Raw genomic sequence first — 20,378 nt, 5'->3', positions numbered from 1 at the left:
GACGAGCGTTGGTGTTGCGGCCGATGGCCGGTCAAGTCAAGCGGCGGATTGCCGGAAGGGACGGATCTTTATGGGCGCGCGTGAACACGAAGAACCCGTCCTCGACGTGCTGATCGCCGGCGGCGGCTATGTCGGCTTGTGCACGGCGCTGGCGCTGAAACAGGGCGCTCCGTCGCTGTCGGTCGCGGTGGTCGATCCGGCGCCTGCCGGCGCGGGATCGCGTGACGGCCGCGCCTCGGCGATCGCCGCGGCGGCGAAGCGCATGCTGGAGCAGCTCGGCATCTGGGCGGTGATCGCCGAGACCAGCCAGCCGATCACCGAGATGATCGTCACCGACAGCAAGCTGCGCGATGCGGTGCGACCGGTGTTCCTGACCTTTTCCGGCTCCGTCGCCGATGGCGAGCCGTTCGCCCACATGGTGCCGAACGGCGCGCTGGTCGGCGCGCTCGCCGAGGCTGCCGCGGCGGCCGGCGTCGATCTGATCGCCGGCGAATCGGTGGTCGATTTCGTCACCCATTCCTCGCATGTCGCGGCAAAGCTCGCTGGCGGCCGCACGATCAAGGCTCGCCTGCTGGTCGCCGCCGATGGCGCCAAGTCGCGCCTGCGCGATCTCGCCGGCATCCGCACCGTCGGCTGGTCCTACGGCCAGTCCGGCATCGTCACCACGGTTCAGCACGAGCGCCCGCATCACGGCAGGGCCGTCGAACACTTCCTGCCCGCCGGCCCGTTCGCCATCCTGCCGCTGCCCGGCAATCGCTCGTCGCTGGTGTGGTCGGAGAGCACGGAAAGCGCCGACCGTCTGGTCAAGGCCGACGATTTCACCTTCCAGCTCGAACTCGAGCGCCGATTCGGCCACCAGCTCGGCGCGATCGAGCCGATCGGTCCCCGCCGCGCCTATCCGATCGGCCTGAAGCTGGCGCGCTCCTTCGTCGCGCCGCGCGTCGCGCTGGTGGGCGACGCGGCGCACGCCATCCATCCGATCGCCGGCCAGGGCCTCAATCTCGGCTTCAAGGACGCGGCGGCGCTGGCCGAGACGGTGGTCGAGGCGGCGCGCCTCGGCCTCGATCCCGGCACGCTCGACATCTTGGAGCGCTACGAGCGCTGGCGGCGGTTCGACACGGTGCAGATGGGGATCATGACCGACGGTCTGACCCGGCTGTTCTCGAACGACAATCCGGCGCTCAGGATTGTTCGAGATGTCGGCCTCGGCCTGGTCGACCGGTTGCCGCGGCTCAAGGAGAGTTTTATCGGCACGGCCTCCGACGTCGGCACCTCCGGCCCGCGCCTGCTGCGCGGCGAGGCGATCTGAGTTCTGGCGATGTGTCGCGATGATTTCACCTCTCCCTGAGGCAGAGGTCGGCCCAACGGGCCGGGTGAGGGTTTAGGAAGCCCTCCGGATGAAGCTCCCGGAGGAGGGAGGCAGATCCGCGACGCCGTAAACCCTCACCCGCCGACCTTCGGTCGTCGACCCCTCCCTCAGGGAGAGGTGAAGGGGAGGGAACACGCCGGGTTGCCGACCGCACGAAACGCCCCGCCGCACGGCGTCATCCAAGATGACGGCGAGACCCGCTTAGATCGGCCGGGCCTCGTCCGGCAGCATGATCGGGATGCCGTCGCGGATCGGATAGGCGAGCCGCGCGGCGCGGCTCACCAGTTCCTGGCGCTGGTGATCATATTCGAGCGCCGTCTTGCTCAGCGGGCAGACAAGCAGCTCCAGCAGCTTGCCATCGATCCGGCTTGCCGGTCGCTCGACATGCACCATGCCGGCCTCCTCTACTGCAGCTGCGACGGAGCGCCGCCGCTGCGGCGGGCCAGTGACACTTCGGTGAGCGCGATCAGCGTCTCCGAGCGCGTCTTCAGATCGGGCGCCTCGAGCAGGGCCTGTTTCTCGGCCATGCCATAGGGACTCATCATCGACAGCGCGTTGACCAGCGTCTCGTTCGAGGCCTTCTCGATGCTGTCCCAATCCGCTTCCAGATGGTTGGCATCGAGATAGAGGCGGAACGTATCGAGCAGATGCGTGCGGTCGACCGTGTCGGAACCGGCGTCCTCGATGAAATCGGCGGTGAAATCCGCCGCCGTCACGCGGGCGCGCCGGAAACCGGATTCCGGCTCGACTTCCTCGATGATGCGGAACCGGCTGATGCCGGTCAGGCAGATCATGTAGCGGCCGTCGCCCGTCTCGGCATAGGAGGTGATGCGGCCGGCGCAGCCGACGGCGAACAGTTCGCCGGCTTCGTCGCCATCCTCCGTCTCCGACATGGTCAGCGGCTGCACCATGCCGATGACGCGGTCGCCCGCCATCGCATGGTCGATCATCGCCATGTAGCGCGGCTCGAAAATGTTGAGCGGCATCTGCCCGCGCGGCAACAGCAATGCCTCGGGAAGCGGGAAAACCGGAATCAGATCGGGGAGATCGTCCGGGCCTTCATAGGTGGCAATGCCTACCTGCATCCGACTTGTGCCCTTAGGAAAACAGCAGAGAGGAGAGGCGACGACGGCCATAGAGCGTCGCCTCGTCGGTCGGGCCCCAGGCCTCGAAGAACTGCACGAGCTGCTTGCGGGCCTTGTCCTCTTCCCAACTGCGATTCAGCCGGAAAATGTCAAGAAGCAGGTCGGCCGCGTCTTCGCGCTGGTCTTTCGCGTTCAGGAGCAGCGCCAGCTCGAAACGGGCGTCGTAGTCCTTCGGATCCCTCTCGATCCGGGCCCGCAATTCGCCTTCCTCGCCGAGATCGGCGGCCTGGTCGGCCAGCGCGATCTGGGCGCGCAGCGCGGTCACGGCGGGGTCATTGGCCTTCTCGACCGGCAGTGAATCGAGCAGCTCCTTCGCCGCGTCGACATTGCCGGTCGCCACGTCGCAGCGGATCAGACCGACCAGGGCGCGGAACGTGTCGGGTTCGGCAGCGAGGATGGCGGCATAGACCTCCGCGGCTTGCGCGAAATCGCCCTGCTCGACCAGGGCATCGGCCTCGGTGAGGGCTGCTTCGAGCTCGGCGCCGCCGGCGGGGCCGGCCACGCGCTCGATGAACTCCTTGATCTGGCCTTCCGGCAGCGCGCCCATGAAGCCGTCGACCGGGCGGCCGTCGACGAAGGCGATGACGGCCGGAATCGACTGGATGCCGAGCTGGCCGGCGATCTGCGGATGGTCGTCGATGTTCATCTTGACCAGCTTCACCGTGCCGCGCGCGTTCTGGACGACCTTTTCGATCACCGGCGTCAGCTGCTTGCACGGGCCGCACCACGGCGCCCAGAAATCGACCAGAACCGGCTGGCGGCGGGATTCGTCCAGCACGTCCTTGGCGAAGCTGTTGGTCGTCGTGTCCTTGATCAGCGCCTCGGCGCCGTTGGCCGACGTCGCGGCGGCGTCGCCGATGTTGAAGCTGGGCTGGTTCATGCGGATTGCCTCGATCGTCACGGGGCCGGCTCACGCGCCGGCATGTCGGGGAGAAGATGGCGCTTCGAACCCGGTTTTACAAATCCGGACTGGCCGGCGCGGTCGAAAAGGACAGCAAAAGTGGTTCGTGGCCGGTGGCGCGCAGGAAGGTGAGCAGGTCGGCGGCGGCGATCGTCGTCGTCGCGGTGTTGGTGAGCGGATGGAAGTTGACGGGGTCGGCCCCGGCCAGCGCCTCGTCGAGCACCACCCGGATTCGCGCCTCGCGGTCGTTGATCAGGCCGAAGGGCGTCACCGAGCCCGGCGTCACGCCGAGCAGTTCCTGCATCAGCTCGGCCGAGCCGAAGGACAGGCGGCCGGACGCGCCGATGCGCTCGTGCAGCCGCTTCAGGTCGATCGCGGCTTCCTCTTCGGCGACGACGAGGAAGAGCGCGCCCTTCTTGTCCTTCAGGAACAGGTTCTTGCTGTGGCGACCGGCGATTTCGCCCCGCAGCCCCTGCGATTCCTCGACCGTGAACAGCGGCGGATGCTCGACCGTCACCGTCTCGATGCCGAGGCTGTGGAAAAGCTGGAACAGATCGTCTGGCGTGGCCGGCATCGGGATCCCCCTGGCTGAACGGCAGATGAAGCATGTCGCCGCCGGGTCGGCAAGCCGGCGGGCCGGGATGCCGGAGCGGCGGCGGCGCGGCGAGAGGCTCAGCCTAGAAAAAGCCCGGCGCGAGGCCGGGCTTTCCCATCGTCCGGATCGAAACCGATCAGAACTTGAAGTTCAGGCCGGCCGTGACCGAGGAACCGGTCGCGCCGCCGCTGACTGCCGGCACGAAATTGCCGATGTCGTCCTCGCCGAGGTCGACATAATTGTATTCGAGCTTGGCGGTGATGTTGTTGGTGAAGGCGTATTCGACGCCGGCACCGGCCGTCCAGCCGACGTTCCACTGGCTCTCGTCGGCGAACTTGATGTCGCCATAGGCGACGCCGCCCTTTGCGTAGAGCAGGAACTTGTCCCAGGCATAGCCGCCGCGAACGGTGGTCTTGCCGAGCCAGTCGAGGTCGGCGACGTCGGACAGCGACGAATAGGCGATGTCGGTCTCGACGCCGATCACCCAATGGTCGATCTGGTAGTTGTAGCCCGCCTGGGCGCCGATGAGGCCGCCGGTGCCGCTCAGGCCGTCCAGATCGCCGGTGAAGTCGCCGAACAGCGCGCCACCATGCACACCGACGTAGAAGCCGGTCCAGTTGAAGGCGGCTTCCGTGACGATGGGCTCGACCGGGGCCGGCGCGGGCTCATAGGTGAGATCCGCCGCGGAGGCGGCGCCGGAGAGGGCGAGGAGCGCCGCGCCGGCGAGAAGAAGCTTTTTCATGGGTACCTCAAGAGATGCGGTTCCAGGCAATACGCGCCTGGACCCAGTACCTCAGCCACCCCTGGCTTGACCCGGCCGGGGAGGTAGCACGTCGATCCCGGCCTGACGACCCTTGAGCCGGCGCAGGGGTCGCGAAAGTCCGGATTCACCGGGTTGCTGCGGTAAAAAGGTCTCGCATCGTGGCGGGGCGGTGGCAGATTTCTGGCTCAAATTGGGACGCAAAAACCCTCTTGCAATCGATTCCGGCTTCGGTCATAAGGTGCGCACGCTGGCGGTGCCGGCGAGAAGCGGGTGTAGCTCAGGGGTAGAGCATAACCTTGCCAAGGTTAGGGTCGAGCGTTCGAATCGCTTCACCCGCTCCAATACTTCCGGTCACCCACCGGATGCTCAAAAAGGCCACGGTTCTCCGTGGCCTTTTTGCTTTTCCGGCTGGTTTTGCCTGTGCCGGCAGAAAACTTTCCGTCGCTGATCTCACTTGTTCTGGAAGAAAAACCGTGTCGGCCGGGGCTGTCGGCGGGGGGGGGCGGGTTCGTATCGGGCCGGTCGCGACGAGTTGTGGGATCTCGGCGAAGCGCTCGCCGATCTCTTGCAATCGATCCGGGCTTGGGTCATAAGGTGCCCACGTCGGCGGTGCCGGCGAGAAGCGGGTGTAGCTCAGGGGTAGAGCATAACCTTGCCAAGGTTAGGGTCGAGCGTTCGAATCGCTTCACCCGCTCCAATCCTTCCGGCAACCCACCGGAAGTTCAAAAAGGGCCACGGTTTTCCGTGGCCCTTTTGCGTTTCTGGCCTTCGCCATAGCGAGAGCGCCGGAGGCTTCGTCGGGCCAAATCCCGGCTCCACTCTTCAGTTTGAACTCGTTCTCCTCACACCACCGGTACGCCCGCAGCGCCCTAGTGCGTGAGGATGCGGTGCAGGACGTTCTTGAAATGTCGCTGCAGCGCCTCGACCGCGGCGACGGTGTCGCGCCGCCTCAGCGCTTCGACGACCTCGACATGCTCCAGCATCGACTTGATCGTGTTGCTGGGGCCGATGGCGTCGGGATTGAGCAGGCGGAGCAGGTACATCTTCTGCGAATTGCGCCGGTAATTGATGCTGATCTGGTCGTTGGCGAAGGCGTTGATGAAGCTCTCGTGGAAGCGCGTCTCCAGCGCGCCGACCGGACCGGCGAAGAACGCCGGATCGGGATGGCGTTTGACCAGCTCGATCACGTCCTGATGCTCGGCCAGCATCCGGTCGGTCCAGTCTTCGGTCACCATCTCGGCGAAGCGGCGCAGCCCCTCGCATTCGAGGATCTCGCGGTACTGGAAGGTGCTGCCGACAAAGCGCACGTCCGGATAGAAGATCGTCAGTCCGACGCGCTTCTTGACCTGGACCAGCCCCTCCGCCTCCAGCAGGACCGTCACCTCGCGCATGCGCGACAGGGTCAGGCCGAGAACCCGGCAGAGTTCTTCCTGCGTGATCGTCTGCCCGAGCTTGAGCCGCCCGTCGATCAGGGCAGCAAAAAAGGCCAGGGAACCGGGATTGTCGATGCCCCCATTCATGGATGAACCGCTCCTCGTCAATCGCCCACCACTAGCCGCTCGCCACCATGGTGTCACGCGGCATTTCCGTGCTGGCCGGATTGACAGAGCAATTAATGGCCTCCTAGGATGAGTGGTATAGGCTGATTAAATATATTTAATAGGCATATCGGATTAAGTCATGCGATGCGGCTCCCGCGTGGCAGGGCTCGGTTCGACGTCTGGGAGGAGACGGAATGACACTTCAACATCGGATGCGCGCCTGGACGCGCCGCCGCTTCATGCTGGCGGCGTCGGCCGTGGCGCTCGCGGTGACCGTCGGCGGCGCACCGGCGATGGCCCAGGACAAGCCGTTCGCCGGCACCAAGCTCACCTTCTGGGGCGGCCTGATCTACTCGGAAGCCGCGAACAAGATGCTGGTCGACGCGGTCAACGCCTGGGGCGAGGCCAATGGCGTCCGGACCGATGTCGTGATGATCAACCAGAACGAGATCGTCCAGAAGCTGTCGGCGGCGGTTGAATCGAAGACGCTGCCGGATGCCGTCGATCTCAGCCTCGAATTGCTGCTGGTGCTGTCGCGCCAGGGCGTGTTCGTTCCGATCGACGACGTTTACGAGGCGGTCGGCAAGGAGGGCGGCGGCTGGTACGACGCCGTCGACAAGGCCAGCGCGGTCGAGGGCGGCCGCACCGGCCTGCCGTCCGGCGTCGGCGGCAATCTGCTGCTGCGCCGCACCGATCTCCTGACCGCCGCCGGTTTCGACAAGGCGCCGGCGAGCTGGGACGAACTGGTCGCCCAGTCGGCCGCCGTGACCGCCGCGCCGGTGGCCGGTCTCGGCCTGGCGCTCTCCAACGTCGGCGACGGCAACATGCAGCTCTCCGTGCTGCAGTCCTTCGGCGGCCGCCTGGCTGATGATGCCGGCAAGACGGTGACGATCAAGTCGGACGCGACGCGGGCCTATCTCACCTGGCTCAAGGGGGCCTGGGACAAGGGCGTGTTCCCGCCCGGCAACGCGACCTGGGACGGGGCCGGCGACAACCAGTCCTACCTCTCCGGCCAGACCGCCTTCATCGCCAATACCGGTTCGGTCGGCCTCGCCGCCAAGAAGCAGGATCCGGAGCTCTACGACGCGACCGCCTATTCGGCCCTGCCGGCCGGCCCGGCCGGACGGATCTCGCCGATCATGCTGCAGATGCGGGCCATTCCGGCCGCCAGCACCAACCAGGCGGCCGCCAAGGCGCTGCTCGCCCACCTCGCCAAGCCGGAATTCGCCAGCGCCTATTACGAACAGGCGATCTACGGCCCGGTGCTGAAGGGGGAAGCCAAGTTCCCGGTCTTCGACGGCAAGGATCCCATCCATGCCGGGCTGCTCGACCTGGTCGAGAACGGCACGGCTCCCGGCTATCCCGACGTCTACAATGCCGCCTTCGCCGATGCGTTTTCCAATTTCATCGTGCCGAAGATGGCGCAGCGCGTCGTGATCGATGGCTGGGATTTCGACCGCGCGATGGATGAGGCGCAGAGCCAGGCCCAGGTGATCTACGACAAATACTGAGTCCGGTTGCGCGATTCCCGCCGGCGGCATGCGTGCCGCCGGCTCCGCACTGGCGAGGAAACATGTCCCTATCCGTCGAAACGTCTGCCGCGCCGCGCCGCGCGCGCTGGCTGAATGCCAGCCGCCGCGTGCACCTCTTCGCCTATGCCATGGTGCTGCCGGCGATCGTGCTCATTCTCGGCCTGGTCGCCTATCCCTTCTTCTATGCCATCTATGTCGCCTTCACCGACCGCATGGTCGGCAGCGTCGGCAACTGGGTCGGCTTCGCCAATTTCCGCTATCTGGCCCAGACGGCGACCTTTTCCAGCGCGATCTGGAACACGATCGTCATCGTGCTGGTGACCGACGTGCTGAAGCTCCTGATCGGGCTCGGCCTGGCGCTGCTGGTCAACCAGAACCTGCCCGGCCGCGGCCTGTTCCGGGCTTTCCTGATGCTGCCCTGGGCGATGCCGGCCTTTGTCGCCTTCCTGACCTGGCGCGTCCTGTACCAGCCGATCGGCGGCGGCCTGAACCTGATCCTGACCCAGACCGGGCTCTACCCGCATGTCATCGACTGGCTCGGTCAGCGTCAGACGGCGATGCCGTCCGTGATCCTGGCCTCGGTCTGGCGGGGCTTTCCCTTCTGGTTCATCAGCATCCTCGCCGCGTTGCAGTCCATTCCCAAGGATCTCTACGAGGCGGCGCGGGTCGACGGCGCCAATGCCTGGGAGCGGTTCTGGATGGTGACCTTCCCCGGCATCCGGCAGGTTCTGATCATCACCACCCTGCTCTCCTCGATCTGGACCGCCAATGCCTTCGAGCATGTGTGGCTCCTGACCCAGGGCGGGCCGTCCGACGCCACCATGGTGTTCCCGGTCCTCGCCTTCTTCGGCATGCAGACCCAGCGCATCGGCGAAGCCGCCGCCGTCTCGGTCGCCATGCTGCCGGTGCTCGCCATCCTGGTGATCGTCGCCACCTCGATGCTGCAGAAGGATGAGGATTGATGGAGCAGGTCCTGCGCAATCCCGCCCGCCGGTCCGAGGCGCGCAAGCGGATGCTGACCGATCGGCAGCGCTACTGGCTCGGCCGCGGCCTGACCTATCTCTGCCTGGTCGCAGCCGTCATCGTGATCGTCTTCCCGATCTACTGGATGGTCATCACGTCGCTGAAGCTGCCGCGCGAGATCTACCGCATGCCGTCGCTGTGGCCGCGGGTGTTCACGCTCGAGAACTTCCGCGTCCTGCTGCTCGACAAGGACTTCCTGCGGCCGATCCTGAACAGCCTGATCGTCTCGACCGTCGTGACGGTGATCTCTGTGCTGATCTCGTCCTGCGCGGCCTATTCGATGGTGCGCTTCCGCTATCGCTTCAAGGGGCTGATCGGCCGCATCATCCTGTTTGCCTATCTGACGCCGACCTCGCTGCTGTTCATTCCGCTGTCGATCCTGATGGCGCGGATGAATCTCGGCAATTCGCTGCACGGCCTGATCCTCGTCTACCTGACCTTCTCGCTGCCGCTCAGCACCTGGCTGCTGCAGGGCTATTTCCGCGGCGTGCCGCGCGAGCTCGAGGAGCAGGGGATGATCGACGGGCTGAGCCGGTTCGGCGCGCTGCTGCGCATCGTCCTGCCGCTCTCTGCCCCCGGCATCGCCGCGGTCTCGATCTTCACCTTCACCGGGGCCTGGAACGAGCTGCTGCTGGCGCTGGTGCTGGTGACGTCCGAAAGCCAGCGCACGACGCCGCTGGCGCTCAACTATCTGATCACCAGCGACGTGCTGCCCTGGGGCCCGCTGATGGCCGGCGCCGTGCTGTCGTCGGTGCCGCTGATGATCCTCTACTTCATCGCCCAGCACTTCATGGTGCAGGGCCTTACCGCAGGTTCCGTCAAGGGCTGAGACCGGCCCGATCGCTTTCCATCGCTTCATTCATCCGAGAAGGACAACCAGCATGACGATCCGCGTTGCCGTCGGGCAATTCAACGAACTCACCGACGAGAAGCTGCGCTTCGCCGCCCAGATTGGCGCCAGCGGCATCCAGATGAACACGCCGAAGCTGCCGGGCGAGCATCGCTGGGAGACGACCGACCTTCGCGCTTTGGTCGAGAAGACCGAGGCCGCCGGCCTCAAGCTCGAGGCGATCGAGAACGTGCCGGTCCACTTCTATCATAAGGCCATGCTGGGCCTGCCGGGCCGGGACGAGCAGATCGAGAACTATTGCGCCACCGTCCGCGCCGTCGGCGAGGCTGGCATCCCGATCCTCGGCTATCACTTCATGCCCAATTCCGTCTGGCGCACCGACCATTCGGCGCCGGGACGCGGCGGCGCCGGCAATACCCGCTTCGACATGGCCGTCGTCGATGCCGCGCAGTCGATCGACGAACTGCGCGCCTTCCTGCCCACCTCGCTCGGCCACCAGAGCGCCATGCCGCTCTCCGAGCCCGGCACGGTCCTCATCGACGAAGAGACGATGTGGGGCAACTACACTTATTTCATGGACGCCGTGCTGCCAGTGGCCGAGGCGGCCGGCGTCAAGCTGGCGCTGCATCCGGACGATCCGCCGGTGCCGATGCTGGGCGGCGTCGCCCGGTTGTTCTATCGCCCCGAAGGGTTCAAGCGCGCCTATGAGATCAGCCAGGGCAGCGCCGCCTGGGGCCTCGATCTCTGCCTCGGCTGCTGTTCGGAAATGCCGGGCGGCAAGGATGCCGTGCGCGAGATGATCGAGTTCTTCGCGCCGAAGAACCGGATCTTCTACATCCATTTCCGCGACGTGCAGGGCACGGTGCCCAACTTCATCGAATGCTTCATCGGCGAAGGCAATTTCGATCCCGGCGAAGTGATGGCGCTGCTGATCCAGAACGGCTTCGACGGCTTCCTGCTCGATGACCACGTCCCGCAGATGGACGGCGACACGCCGTGGAACCATCGCGGCCGCGCCCATGCCATCGGCTACATGCAGGGCCTGATCCGCATGGCCCAGTATCTCAAGGCCGCCTGACGGCGGCCGCACCGCAAGGTCGAATTTGATGGCAACGCTGAGTCTCGACGCTGTTCGCAAATCCTATGGAAACGTGCCCGTCATCCATGGTGTCTCGATCGATATCGCCGATGGAGAATTCGTCACCCTCGTGGGGCCCTCGGGCTGCGGCAAGTCCACGCTTCTGCGGATGATCGCCGGTCTCGAAACCATCTCGAAGGGGGAGATCTCGATCGGCGACCGCGTCGTCAACGACCTGGCGCCGCGCGATCGCGACATCGCCATGGTGTTCCAGAGCTACGCGCTCTATCCGCACAAGAACGTCGCCGAGAACATGGGCTATGCGCTCAAGCTGGCGGGACGTCCGAAGGCGGAAATCGAGCGGCGGGTGCGCGAGGCAGCGGAAATCCTCGACCTTGTTCCCTTGCTCCAGCGCAAGCCGGCGCATCTTTCCGGCGGCCAGCGCCAGCGTGTCGCCATGGGTCGCGCCATCGTGCGCGACCCCAAGGTGTTCCTGTTCGACGAGCCGCTGTCGAACCTCGACGCCAAATTGCGCGTCGCCATGCGCGGCGAGATCAAGGAGCTTCACCAGCGCCTCAAGACGACGACGGTCTATGTGACGCATGACCAGGTCGAGGCCATGACCATGGCCGATCGCATCGTGGTGATGAACCAGGGCGTCGTTGAGCAGGCCGGCCGTCCGCTCGAGCTCTATGATCGCCCGCGCAATCTCTTCGTCGCCGGCTTTCTCGGCTCGCCGGCGATGAACCTCGTCACCGGCACCGTCGAGGGAACAGCCCAATCGGCCAGTCTCGTGACCGCCGACGGCGAGAAATTGCCCTTGCCCGGGCTGCGGCCGGGCATCGCGGCGGGGCGCAGGCTGATCCTCGGCATCCGCCCCGAGCACATCACCCTGGTTGATGCCGGCGGGGAGAGTACCTTTTCGGCGCGGGTGGTCATCACGGAACCGACCGGCGCCGAGACGTTGATCTCGACCCGTCTCGGCGCGACCGAGATCGTCGTCGTCGTGCGGGACCGGATCGAGCAGGGGGCGGGCGAGCGGCTGCATCTCGCTTTCCCCGCCAACCGCGTGCATCTCTTCGATCCGGAAACGGGACTGCGCATCGAATAGACGTCCGATCCCCAAGCAATGCCGAAGGCCACGGTTCCCGTGGCCTTCCTCGTCCGGGCCCGTTTCCTGCCGCGCTATCGGTCGGTCGTCACGACCGTGTTCCGCCGGCTGGCTGGGCGCGCCGGCAGGCGGGCGTTCAGCACGACATGGGCGACCAACCCGATCACCAGCCCCCAGAACGCGCCGCCGATGCCGAGCAGGCTGATGTTGGCGGCGGAGGCGAGGAAGGTGATCAGCGCCGCCTCGCGCGATTTCGGGTCCGCCACCGCGCCGGCCAGGCTGCCGCCGATCGTGCCGAGCAGCGCCAGTCCGGCCAGCGTGGTGATGAAGGTCGCCGGAAAGGCCATGAACACGGCGGCGAGCGTCACGCCGAAGGCACCGACGAGGATGTAGAACAGCCCGGCCGCGATGCCGGCGATCCAGCGCTTGCCGGGATCGTCATGCGCTTCCTTGCCGGTGCAGATCGCGGCGGTGATCGCGGCGATGTTGAAGGCATGCGATCCGAACGGTGCCATGAAGAGCGAGCCGAGTCCGGTGACGGTGACGATCGGGTTGGCGCTGGTCTTGTAGCCGTCGTTTCGAAGCACGAGCATGCCCGGCATGTATTGCCCGGTCAGGGTGATGAGGAAGAGCGGCAGGGCGACGCTGAGCAGGGCGTTGAGCGAGAAGGCCGGCATGGTGAAGACAGGCGCGGCCAGCGTCAGTTCGAGGCCGGACAGGTCGATGCGGCCCTGCGCCAGCAGGAAGACCAGGCCGAGCGCGAGGATGCCGACGATGGCATAGCGCGCCGTGAAGCGCTTCAGCACGACATAGGCGACGATCAGCACGCCGACCAGCGTCGGGTCGACCGTCGCGCCCTTGAAGGCGCCGATGCCGAACTGCAGCAGGATGCCGGCCAGCAATCCGGCGGCGATTCCCGGCGGGATCCGCCGCACCAGTTTCTCGAAGCAGCCCGACAGGCCGAGGACGACGAAGGCGGCTGCCGAGATCATGTAGGCGCCGATCGCCTCGGCATAGGGCGTGTGGGCAAGCGCCGTGACGAGAAAGGCGGCGGCCGGCGTCGACCAGGCGGTGATGATCGGCTCGCGGTAGTGCCAGCTCAGGAAGAGCCCGGTCACGCCGACGCCGATCGAAACCGACCAGACCCAGGATGCCGTCAGCTCGGGGCTTAGGCCGGCGACCTTGGCCGCCTGGAACACCAGGATGAAGGTTCCGCCATAGTTGACGATGACCGAGATCAGCCCGGCGATGACGGGATTGATGAGATCCCCGGGGCGAAGCGGGGAGGCGGCTGGGGGCGGTGTCATGGCGGGCGTATCCTGTCGCGGGGAGGGGCTGCGTCGCAGCCGCTGACAGGTAGCCCGGCAATGGTCGGGTGTGCCCCACCATTTCGTCAACAAGGTGCCAGCCATTTGATGATCGCGACGGCGACAACAGCGTAGCCCGCGGAATCCTCATCGCCCCGTCGTTGCCCTCTCGAAAGCCGGCTTCCCGGACCCTAGTTCTTTCAGCGCTGGGGATCCTCGGTCGCGCGTCAGCCTGGGGAGTCCCCAGGGGTGCCGCCTTCCTGTGCCGCCGCGCCGGCCGGTCAGGAACAGCGAAACCGAGACGCCGGCGTTCGTTGATAGGAGATCGTGGCCATGGCACGTCGTTCGCTTGTACCCTTCGGCAGCAATCAGATGGGAGGCATTGACCCCTTCGTCTCGCTCCAGCGGGGCATGAACCGTCTGTTCGAGGACATGTTCACCACGGCGGGCATGCCGGCCGCTGGCGCTGAGCGTCAGGAGGGCGGCGCGTTGATGCCGCAGATCAACGTTTCTGAAACCGATAAGGAAATTCGCATCACGGCCGAGTTGCCCGGCGTGGCGGAGAAGGATGTCGAAGTCACCCTGGACGACGACATGCTGACTATTCGCGGCGAGAAGCGCATGGAGCAGAAGGAAGAGCGCGAGAACTATCACTTCGTCGAGCGGTCGTTCGGTCGCTTCACGCGGTCGATCCGCCTTCCCCAGTCGATCCTGCGCGACCAGGTCAGGGCAAATGTCGAAAACGGAGTCCTGACCGTGGTCCTGCCGAAGAACGCGGCGCAGGAAAAGACCCGCCACATTCCGGTCGGCGGACCGACGACCGGCAGCGGCATCAGCCACTGAGGGCGGTTCCGGAGCGCGCGCCGGCCGGCGGCGCTCCGGGTCGGATCAGCCGATGCGGCCGCCGGATTTCGGATCGAACAGGCTGATCGAATCGGGGTGGATCGTCAGGCCGAGCGTCTCGCCGGTGGATACCGTCAGCTTGGGGCCGAGGCGGGCGGTGATCGTCTGGCCACCCACCGCCAGCACCACCAGCGTATCCGGGCCGGTCGGCTCGACGACATCGATCGTGCCGACGAGGTCGGCGGTGTCGCCGGTCGCGGCCGAGAAGGATTCCGGCCGGACGCCGAGCACCACCTGGCGGCCGTCGAGACCGTCGAGATTGGCAGCGACGCGTGGCAGCCGGATCGTCGTCGGCTCGCGGCCCTCGGTCTGAAGCACGACATGGTCGCCGTCGCGCGCGAGCGTGCCATTCACGAAGTTCATCGACGGCGAGCCGATGAAGCCGGCCACGAACATGTTGGCCGGCTTCTCATAGGTGGTCATCGGATCGGCGAGCTGCTGGATCACACCGCCCTTCATCACCGCGATTCGTGTGCCGAGCGTCATCGCCTCGATCTGGTCGTGCGTGACGTAGACGACCGTGGTGCCGAGGCGGTTGTGCAGGCGCTTGATCTCGGTCCGCATTTCGGCGCGCAGCTTGGCGTCGAGGTTCGACAGCGGCTCGTCGAACAGGAAAAGTTCCGGCTCGCGCACGATGGCGCGGCCCATGGCGACGCGCTGGCGCTGGCCGCCGGAGAGCTGGCCGGGCTTGCGATCGAGCAAATGGTCGACCTGCAGCATGCGCGCCGCGCCGTCGACGGCGCGCTTGCGGGTGTCGGCCTCGACGCCGCGCATTTCCAGGCCGAAGCCGATGTTCCGCTCGACCGGCATGGTCGGATAGAGGGCGTAGGACTGGAACACCATGGCGATGTTGCGGTTCTTCGGGTGGACGTCGTTGACCCGCTTGTCGCCGATGAAGATGTCGCCGGATGTCGGCGTCTCCAGCCCCGCGACGATGTTCAGAAGCGTGGACTTGCCGCAGCCCGAGGGGCCGAGCAGGACGAGGAACTCGCCGTCCTCCAGCTGCAGATCGATGCTCTGCAGCACGTCCATGGCGCCGAAGCTCTTGCGCACGCCGTTCAGCGTCAGTGTCGACATGATGGTGTCCTCAACCCTTGACCGCGCCGGCGGTGATTCCGTGGACCATGGTCCGCTGCACGATGGCGAACAGGATCATGACGGGGATGATGCTGATGATGCCGCCGGCGGCGAGCACGCCCCAGGGCAACTGGAATTCGCCGACCATCAGCTGCAGGCCGACCGGCCAGGTGCGCGAGCCCTGGCTGGTGGTGAGCATCAGCGCGAACAGGAACTCGTTCCAGGCCGCGATGGCGACGAAGACCGAGGTGGCGACGAGGCCGTTGCGGGCGAGCGGCAGCACGATGCGGACCATGGCGCCGAGCCGGGTGCAGCCGTCGATGCGGGCAGCACTTTCCAGTTCCTTGGGCGCTGCGTCGAAGAAGCCCTTCAGCATCCAGACGAAGAGCGGCAGCAGGAAGCTCGTATAGGCGAGCGCCAGGCCGAAGCGGCTGTCGAGCAGGCCGACGCCGCGCATCAGGATGAAGAGCGGGATGATCATCAAGACGGCCGGGAACATGCGGATGACCAGATAGCCGAGCATCAGCACGCCGCGGCCGGGATAATGGAAGCGCGAGAAGGAATAGGCGGCGAGCGTGCCGGTGATCAGGCAGAGCACGACCGTGGTGGCGGTGACGACGAAGGAGTTGAACACCAGCGTCGGGAAGCCGGACTGGGTCCAGATCGCGACGTAGTTGTCGAAGGTGATGCGCTTGGGGATGTACTGCATCGTCTGGGTGACGATGTCGGCCTCGTATTTGAGCGAGGTCAGCAGCGTCCAGACCAGCGGGAAGATGCAGAAGATCGTCAGCGTGATGAGCACCGCATAGGTGGCGATGTTCCAACCCAGACGGGCGCGACGGCTTGTCGTGATCATGGCGTTCCCTCAGTCCTGGTTCACTTTGGAGACGCGCACATAGGCCCAGGCGAAGACCATGAGCAGCACGAACATCACGACGGAAAGCGCGCCGGCATAGCCGAAGTTGAAGTCCTTGTAGGCCTTCTGGAACGCGTAGAGCGACAGCACCTGGGTCGACTGGCCAGGGCCGCCGCCGGTCAGGATCAGGAGCAGGTCCGGCGAGTTGACCAGGCCGATGACGCGGAGAATGACGGCGGCGGCGATGACAGAGCGCAGCATCGGCAGCGTGATCAGGCGTAACTGCCGGATCGGGCCGGCGCCGTCGACCGAGGCCGCCTTGTAGAGGTCGTCCGGGACGCCCTTGAGGCCAGCCAGCAGCAGCAGCGCGAAGAACGGGAAGCCGTGCCATGCCTCGACGAGGATGGCGGCGCCGAGCGCGGTCGAGGGATCGGCGAACCAGGCCTTGTAGGTTTCGAGGAAGCCGAGCCGGACGAGGATGTCGTTGACGACGCCGAGGCGCGGGTCGAGCAGCAGCGCCCACATGTGGCCGGCGACGACGTTGGGCAGGAAGAAGGGCAGCAGGATCAGCACGCCCATGATCTTGGTGCCGGGCAGATTGCGGTTGAGCGCCAGCGCGGCGACGAGGCCGAGCGCGAACTCGATCACCACGGCGAAGGTGACCCAGACAGCGGTGTTGCGCAGCGACAGCCAGAACACCTTGTCGGACCACATATAGATGTAGTGCTTGAAGCCGACGAAGCCGGTGCCGAGATCCGGCCGGTTCAGCCGCATCTGGCGGAAGGATAGCTGGAAGCCGTAAACGGTCGGATAGAGAACCACCGCCAGGATCAGGATCGCGCTGGGGACCAGCAGCAGATACATCCAGTAGCGGCTTTCGGAGAGACGGCCGAGCGCCGCCGCCGGATCGAGCCGCCGCCAGATCGACGGTGACTGCTCAGATAGGGCTGACATGCGTTCGGCCATCTCTCTTGTTTCCTTAGACGATCGCGAGCGCGGTGCGCTCGAGATAGGCCCAGTCCGGCTCGGCGCCGAGGCCGGGCTCGGACGGCACGGTCAGATAGCCGTCGACGATCGGAACCTCGGCCAGGCTGGCGAGGCCGCGGATCTGCTCGCTCGAGATGACCAACTGCTCGTAGAAGTCGTTGTTGGGGATGGCGCCGCAGATATGGGCGTTGGCGACACTCATGCCGTGCACCTGCGCCTTCATGCCGTGCGATTCGGCCAGATGCGCCACCTTCATCGCGCCGGTGATGCCGCCCTTGTAGAAGGTCGAGGTGCGCATCATGTCGAGCGCGCCCATGTCGATCCAGGTGGCGGCGTTCCAGTGGCAGCCATCCGAGGTCTCGGCGGCAAGCACGGGGATGTCGAGCTGCTCGGTGAGCTTGGTGTAGCTCTTGAGATCGAACTCGCGCATCGGCTCCTCGTACCAGTAGAAGCCGGCATCCTCGAGCTGGCGGCCGAACCAGAGCGAGGTGACGAAGTCCCAGCCGGCCGAGCCGTCGAACATCAGCACGGCGTCGTCGCCGGTCCACTTGCGCAGATTGTGGCTGAGCTTGGCGTCCTGCTTGGCGTCGCCCCAGGCATGCAGCTTGAAGGCGGTGAAGCCGACATCCATGCATTCCTTGATGTAGCGCTCATACTCGTCCATCGTGTCCCAGGTGACGGTCGAGGCATAGGCCTGCACGCGGTCGTTGTTGCCGCCGATCATCTGGTAGACCGGCAGGCCCGCCTTCTTCGCCTTGATGTCCCAGGCGAGCTGGTCGATCAGGCCGAGATGGCGCATGTGCAGCTCCTCGACGCGGTCGATCTCCCAGATCAGCGTCCACAGCCGCTCGGTCATCAGCGGGTTCTCGCCGATCAGCGTCTTCAGGCGGCGGCGCGTCAGGCTGGCGATCGCCTCGCCATCGGCGATCCTGACCGAGCCGGTGATGCCCTCGTCCGTATCCATGCGCAGGATGGCCGTCTTCGGTCGCTCGCCGGGCGCCGTGCCGTCACCGGAGCCGGCCAGGCCCTGGCGCCAGCGGAAGGCGTGCTGCGGATGGTCGTCCTCGATGATGTAGGCGCGGATGTCGGTGATCTTCACGGGTTGCTCCCGGCGTGGTCGGCACGCCAACGACTTTCATGCGATGCGGAGGTCAGGTGGGCTGGGCGGCGGGCGTGCGCGATCCGGGCGGCGGCGTGAAACGCGACCGCCCGGCCGATGCTGGCCCGGCGCGCTACTTGGTCTCTTCGAGGCCGGCGATCATCTCGTCGACGGCGTCCTCGGCCGACAGCTGGCCGATCAGAACCTTCTGGAAGGCGGCGAGCACGGTGTGCTCCGACCAGCCGGCGATGCCGACGAAATTGGCCGGCAGGATGCCGAAGGAGAGCGTCTCGACGGCCGGCGCATAGAGCGGGTTCGAGGTGATGCGCTCGTCGTTGACCACGGCGGCGTTGGCCGGGAAGTAGCCCGTCTTCTCGAGCAGGGCGAGCGCCGGCTCTGTCTGGCCCCAATAGCTGATCCAGTCCCACGCGGCGTCGGCGTTCTCTTCCTTCATCATCGCATTGTAGAGATAGGCGAGACGGGCTACGCGGGCGACGGGACCGGCGGGAATCGCGAACGTCTTGAACTCGACGCCGGGCTTGAGGGCTGCCGAGATCTCCTGGAACGAGCCGGTGTGATGCCAGATCATGCCGGTCTGGCCGGTGCGGAAGGCTTCCATGATCTGGCGGTAGCCGTCGCCGGGCGCGCTCGGCGGCACGACCTTGTCGGTGGTGAAGAGGCCGGCATAGAACTTGACTGCCTCGATCGCCTTGTCGCGGTCGAGACCGATATTGCCCTCGGCGTCGACGACCGGCGCGCCGAACGCCTCCATCACGTCAAGCACGTATTTCTGGCCGCCGGCGCCGCCGCGCATGCCGAAGCCGTAGCGGCCCTTGGCCGGATCGGTCAACTTCTTGGCGATGTCGACGAACTCGGCATAGGTGGCCGGCGGGCCCGCGATGCCGGCTTCCTCGAACCAGTCGGAGCGGTAATAGCCCCAATCGACGAAGGCGAAAGCGGGCACGCCATAGATCTTGCCTTCACGCGAGATGCCCTTCCAGCGGTCATCCGGGAAGTTCGCCTTCTGATCCCAGGCGTCGACGCGCGCCGTGATGTCGACGAGGCCTTCCATGGCAAGCATGTCGGCGAGCCGCTCGGCCGTCACCATGGTGGCGTCGGGACGGCTGCCGGACACCACGGCCGCGGTGAACTTCGCCATGAATTCGGGGTTCGGGATGTTTTCCTGGGTGACCTGGATCGCCGGATGGGACTTGGCGAAGGATTCCATCACCGCCTGCAGGCCGGCGAACTCGGCCTGGCTGGTGAAGTGGTGCCAATAATTGATGTTGGTGGCGGCGAGGGCGCGCATCGGGGCGAAGGCGGCCGAGGCGGCCAGCACGGCGCTGCCCGCCATGAGGCCACGGCGAGTGAGATTGGCGACCATGAGTTCCTCCCAAGGGTCAATTTGATCGAGTCTGGTTGCCTCTTCCCGCAACCAAAATCCTGATCTGATTATTCATATCGGCCATCTGATAGCAATAGGACCGCTGTTTCATATATGAAGATCGTGATATAAGGCGCGTTCAGGGAGAGGGGAAAACCATGGTCCAGGCGGCAGACGCCCCCACGAAGCTCAGTCAGGTGGCCTACCAGCGCTTCAAGGAGGCGTTGTTCTCGCGCCAGATTCCGATCGGCGCGACCGTGTCGCAGGGGGAGCTCGCCGATCTGCTGCAGGTGCAGACCGGGGCGCTGCGCGAGGCCATGCAATTGCTGGAGCGGGAGGGCTTCCTCGCCGTGTTGCCGCGTTCCGGCATCCGCATCGTCAAGCCGGACATGAGCCATCTGAAGGATTGCTTCCAGATGCGCCGCGTGCTGGAGGCGGAGGCCGTGCGGCGCTATGCCGAGCGCGCCGGGCAGGAGGATCTCGCCTCCTGGCGCGAACGTCACGAAGCGATCATCGAGCTCGCCCGTTCCGGCACGCTCGAATCGGCGCTGATCGAGCAGTCCTCGGCCGTCGACGGCGCGTTTCACCGTCACATGATCGACAGCCTGCGCAATCCGCTGATCGCCACGGCGCATGCCCACATGATGGAGCAGATCGGCGTCATCCGGCTCGACAACATGTACATGCTGTCGGCGTTGGCGGTCGCGCAGACGATGCACGAGCATCTCGCCGTCATCGAGGGGCTGGAAAACCAGGATCCGGAAGCCGCTGTCGCGGCGATGGACGCCCATCTCGCCCGCGCCATGCACCGCGCGATGGGACTCTAGGCCTTCGGCGGGAGGCGCGAGGCTCCGCCG

Annotated in this window: 20 protein-coding genes and 2 tRNA genes; 10 read left to right on the top strand and 12 right to left on the bottom strand. The window is 65.9% G+C overall.

Going from position 1 to position 20,378, the window contains the following annotated elements:
* Positions 1-70: 70 nt before the first annotated feature.
* On the top strand, positions 71-1,309 hold the full coding sequence (locus G342_RS0105865; protein WP_018182178.1) for a ubiquinone biosynthesis hydroxylase: 1,239 nt from the start codon (positions 71-73) through the stop codon (positions 1,307-1,309).
* 261 nt (positions 1,310-1,570) lie between these two features.
* On the opposite strand, the gene G342_RS0105860 is transcribed toward G342_RS0105865, so the two are convergent.
* The 5 genes from G342_RS0105860 to G342_RS0105840 all read right to left on the bottom strand — a co-directional run bounded on the left by G342_RS0105860 (position 1,571) and on the right by G342_RS0105840 (position 4,752).
* Positions 1,571-1,762 carry a Trm112 family protein gene (locus G342_RS0105860; RefSeq protein WP_018182177.1) on the bottom strand — a complete coding sequence of 64 codons (192 nt, stop codon included), beginning with the start codon at positions 1,760-1,762 and terminating at the stop codon, positions 1,571-1,573.
* 11 nt (positions 1,763-1,773) lie between these two features.
* Positions 1,774-2,454, bottom strand: a complete 681-nt coding sequence (locus G342_RS0105855) for an LON peptidase substrate-binding domain-containing protein (RefSeq protein ID WP_018182176.1) — start codon at positions 2,452-2,454, stop codon at positions 1,774-1,776.
* A 13-nt stretch (positions 2,455-2,467) separates the two neighbouring features.
* A complete protein-coding gene (gene trxA, locus G342_RS0105850; RefSeq protein WP_051094140.1) occupies positions 2,468-3,394 on the bottom strand; it encodes a thioredoxin in 927 nt (308 codons plus the stop codon).
* Between the two features lie 76 nt (positions 3,395-3,470).
* Entirely contained in the window at positions 3,471-3,989 is a 519-nt protein-coding gene (locus G342_RS0105845; RefSeq protein ID WP_018182174.1) for a prolyl-tRNA synthetase associated domain-containing protein, read from the bottom strand.
* Positions 3,990-4,146: 157 nt separating this feature from the next.
* Complete coding sequence (locus G342_RS0105840; RefSeq protein ID WP_018182173.1) at positions 4,147-4,752, bottom strand: outer membrane protein; 606 nt, start codon at positions 4,750-4,752, stop codon at positions 4,147-4,149.
* 287 nt (positions 4,753-5,039) lie between these two features.
* On the opposite strand from G342_RS0105840, the gene G342_RS0105835 reads away from it, so the two are divergent.
* Together G342_RS0105835 and G342_RS0105830 are read left to right on the top strand one after the other, a co-directional pair.
* Positions 5,040-5,114: transfer RNA gene (locus tag G342_RS0105835), tRNA-Gly, on the top strand.
* A gap of 281 nt (positions 5,115-5,395) precedes the next feature.
* A tRNA-Gly gene (locus tag G342_RS0105830) sits at positions 5,396-5,470 on the top strand.
* A 172-nt stretch (positions 5,471-5,642) separates the two neighbouring features.
* Here the strand turns inward: G342_RS0105830 and G342_RS0105825 are convergent.
* Complete coding sequence (locus G342_RS0105825) at positions 5,643-6,293, bottom strand: GntR family transcriptional regulator (RefSeq protein WP_018182172.1); 651 nt, start codon at positions 6,291-6,293, stop codon at positions 5,643-5,645.
* A gap of 215 nt (positions 6,294-6,508) precedes the next feature.
* Here G342_RS0105825 and G342_RS0105820 point away from each other — a divergent pair, with 215 nt between their 5' ends.
* The 5 genes from G342_RS0105820 (at position 6,509) to G342_RS0105800 (ending at position 11,908) form a co-directional block, all read left to right on the top strand.
* Complete coding sequence (locus G342_RS0105820; protein WP_083931122.1) at positions 6,509-7,825, top strand: ABC transporter substrate-binding protein; 1,317 nt, start codon at positions 6,509-6,511, stop codon at positions 7,823-7,825.
* Between the two features lie 62 nt (positions 7,826-7,887).
* Positions 7,888-8,808: a carbohydrate ABC transporter permease gene (locus G342_RS23390; RefSeq protein ID WP_018182170.1), complete on the top strand. Its 921-nt coding sequence runs from the start codon at positions 7,888-7,890 to the stop codon at positions 8,806-8,808.
* On the top strand, positions 8,808-9,698 hold the full coding sequence (locus G342_RS0105810; protein ID WP_018182169.1) for a carbohydrate ABC transporter permease: 891 nt from the start codon (positions 8,808-8,810) through the stop codon (positions 9,696-9,698). The genes G342_RS23390 and G342_RS0105810 overlap by 1 nt, the downstream gene beginning before the upstream one ends.
* 52 nt (positions 9,699-9,750) lie before the next feature.
* Entirely contained in the window at positions 9,751-10,797 is a 1,047-nt protein-coding gene (locus G342_RS0105805) for a mannonate dehydratase (RefSeq protein WP_018182168.1), read from the top strand.
* A gap of 28 nt (positions 10,798-10,825) precedes the next feature.
* A complete protein-coding gene (locus tag G342_RS0105800; RefSeq protein ID WP_018182167.1) occupies positions 10,826-11,908 on the top strand; it encodes an ABC transporter ATP-binding protein in 1,083 nt (360 codons plus the stop codon).
* A 74-nt stretch (positions 11,909-11,982) separates the two neighbouring features.
* On the opposite strand, the gene G342_RS23385 is transcribed toward G342_RS0105800, so the two are convergent.
* On the bottom strand, positions 11,983-13,215 hold the full coding sequence (locus G342_RS23385) for a benzoate/H(+) symporter BenE family transporter (RefSeq protein WP_018182166.1): 1,233 nt from the start codon (positions 13,213-13,215) through the stop codon (positions 11,983-11,985).
* A 333-nt stretch (positions 13,216-13,548) separates the two neighbouring features.
* On the opposite strand from G342_RS23385, the gene G342_RS0105790 reads away from it, so the two are divergent.
* The gene (locus G342_RS0105790; protein WP_018182165.1) at positions 13,549-14,058 is read left to right on the top strand and encodes an Hsp20/alpha crystallin family protein; all 510 of its coding nucleotides are present in this window, start codon (positions 13,549-13,551) and stop codon (positions 14,056-14,058) included.
* A 45-nt stretch (positions 14,059-14,103) separates the two neighbouring features.
* On the opposite strand, the gene G342_RS0105785 is transcribed toward G342_RS0105790, so the two are convergent.
* From G342_RS0105785 to G342_RS0105765, 5 genes are all read right to left on the bottom strand, one after another.
* Positions 14,104-15,195: an ABC transporter ATP-binding protein gene (locus G342_RS0105785; protein WP_018182164.1), complete on the bottom strand. Its 1,092-nt coding sequence runs from the start codon at positions 15,193-15,195 to the stop codon at positions 14,104-14,106.
* Positions 15,196-15,205: 10 nt separating this feature from the next.
* Entirely contained in the window at positions 15,206-16,051 is an 846-nt protein-coding gene (locus tag G342_RS0105780) for a carbohydrate ABC transporter permease (RefSeq protein ID WP_018182163.1), read from the bottom strand.
* Between the two features lie 9 nt (positions 16,052-16,060).
* Positions 16,061-17,005, bottom strand: coding sequence for a carbohydrate ABC transporter permease (locus tag G342_RS0105775; RefSeq protein WP_026304163.1), 945 nt, complete (start codon positions 17,003-17,005; stop codon positions 16,061-16,063).
* Between the two features lie 25 nt (positions 17,006-17,030).
* The gene (locus G342_RS0105770; protein WP_018182161.1) at positions 17,031-18,137 is read right to left on the bottom strand and encodes an enolase C-terminal domain-like protein; all 1,107 of its coding nucleotides are present in this window, start codon (positions 18,135-18,137) and stop codon (positions 17,031-17,033) included.
* A 133-nt stretch (positions 18,138-18,270) separates the two neighbouring features.
* A complete protein-coding gene (locus G342_RS0105765) occupies positions 18,271-19,521 on the bottom strand; it encodes an ABC transporter substrate-binding protein (RefSeq protein WP_018182160.1) in 1,251 nt (416 codons plus the stop codon).
* A 158-nt stretch (positions 19,522-19,679) separates the two neighbouring features.
* On the opposite strand from G342_RS0105765, the gene G342_RS0105760 reads away from it, so the two are divergent.
* Complete coding sequence (locus G342_RS0105760) at positions 19,680-20,348, top strand: GntR family transcriptional regulator (protein ID WP_018182159.1); 669 nt, start codon at positions 19,680-19,682, stop codon at positions 20,346-20,348.
* Positions 20,349-20,378 lie beyond the last annotated feature (30 nt).

Origin of the sequence: Kaistia granuli DSM 23481 (assembly GCF_000380505.1) — a bacterium.
Taxonomy (GTDB): Bacteria; Pseudomonadota; Alphaproteobacteria; order Rhizobiales; family Kaistiaceae; genus Kaistia; species Kaistia granuli.
This window is presented reverse-complemented; position numbering and strand designations above follow the sequence as displayed.